Consider the following 1,432-nt stretch of genomic DNA (forward strand, 5'->3'; position numbering starts at 1 on the left):
TCGGACTTAATACCTTTGGCTGCTTGCTTAGCAAATACTTCTAGTTCTTTCTTATTCATAGTCTGCCTATCCTAAACCCTATATGGGTATTAATGATAGGCAGTTACACAGATTTTGTTACAGGGTCATTTAGTACGCTATTTAATATCATTCCACATATCAAGATGAATACGCCAAACACCGTCTATTTTTCGCCAAACAATAACATATGCCCCGCCAAATTGACTTTCTCGACCATCTTCATTCATAGATAATCCAGAATAATAACCAATATCACTGGCGAGTTGGCCGTCGATAATAAGTTCATCTGATTGAGTTTTATGCCATTTTAGCTGCCAGCTACTTTTAAGGTTTGGAGTCCAGTATTCTCGAATGACGTTAATATCATTTTCTATGTTGTCATTGCCATTAATAATTTTTGCATTAGGACTATAAATAGCCATGATTGTTTCAATGTCACCATTAACAAAAGCTTGAGAAAATGCTTTTGCTTGGGCCGATATTGCTAACTGATCAGCGTTATTAGTAGCACTTAAGACCTGATAACTTGCTAAAGAGAGGATTAACAGTAAAAGACTTTTCATTGTTATGAACATAAATTATTCCAAAGAGTTGTTATATTTTTAAAGTTAAATCCATAGTACTTAAGCACAGATAAAAGCCAAAGAACAAATAAAATAAAATCGTCAGTTAATCGTGTTATAGGGGAACTTGTATACGACGATGAGCAACGGGATTTAAATATAACAATCATTGGTGATTTAAACTGATCACCTGCTTTTCAGCTAAGGCGATTAGCTTTCTCAATTCTCCATTTTGTTGCAAACGTAATATTTCTTGATTAATAAGGGGAACCAAATTTTTATTCTTCTGATGTATATAATGATAAAGAGGGAGAACAGCTAATGGCTCTTTCGCAGGAACTATATTTTCGTATCCCAACCTTTTTAATATTAATTGTCCATCAATTGTATTGGTTAAGACAACATCAACTAGACCATTTTGTAATATTTTAAACATATTTTCGGTACTATTCATTTCGAAAACATTCCTCAAGCCTTTCGTTATATTATTGGTATGCTTTACCCCTCTAACTTTAGCCAATTTGTATTTTTTTAAATCGTCTTTATTAACAATATTGATCTGCCTACTTACTAGGCTAAAAGGCATAGTTTGCAAATAATAATAAGGGGTCGGGACTCTGACCGTTTGCTTATTCTCATCTCCATATGTCCAAATTCGCATTATTTCGCCATTATTTTGTCCTGTATTGGCTAACAACTGCGCTCTTTGAGCAGGTAAAGGGTAAGCGTATGGGGAAAGGCATCTAGCCTTGCTTGATGTTCCAAGGCAGCAGGTGCTCTAGGCTCTCTGGCTTTTTAGCCAGTTCATTTAAACAAGTTTGCAAATAGCTATCGACTAGCAAACCATT

Annotated in this window: 2 protein-coding genes; both read right to left on the reverse strand. The window is 34.9% G+C overall.

All coding sequences use genetic code 11. The features are described from left to right. Positions 1-137 precede the first annotated feature (137 nt). On the reverse strand, positions 138-596 hold the full coding sequence (locus ESZ26_RS18990; RefSeq protein WP_146801374.1) for a YybH family protein: 459 nt from the start codon (positions 594-596) through the stop codon (positions 138-140). A 154-nt stretch (positions 597-750) separates the two neighbouring features. Beyond that, positions 751-1,281 carry a substrate-binding periplasmic protein gene (locus ESZ26_RS18995; protein WP_223271736.1) on the reverse strand — a complete coding sequence of 177 codons (531 nt, stop codon included), beginning with the start codon at positions 1,279-1,281 and terminating at the stop codon, positions 751-753. Positions 1,282-1,432: the final 151 nt, after the last annotated feature.

This window comes from Colwellia hornerae (assembly GCF_007954355.1).
GTDB classification, from domain to species: Bacteria; Pseudomonadota; Gammaproteobacteria; order Enterobacterales; family Alteromonadaceae; genus Colwellia_A; species Colwellia_A hornerae.

Bases quoted from the DNA above. Each gene is read 5' to 3' on its own strand.
- ESZ26_RS18990 (WP_146801374.1), bottom strand. From the start codon at position 596: ATGTTCATAACAATGAAAAGTCTTTTACTGTTAATCCTCTCTTTAGCA.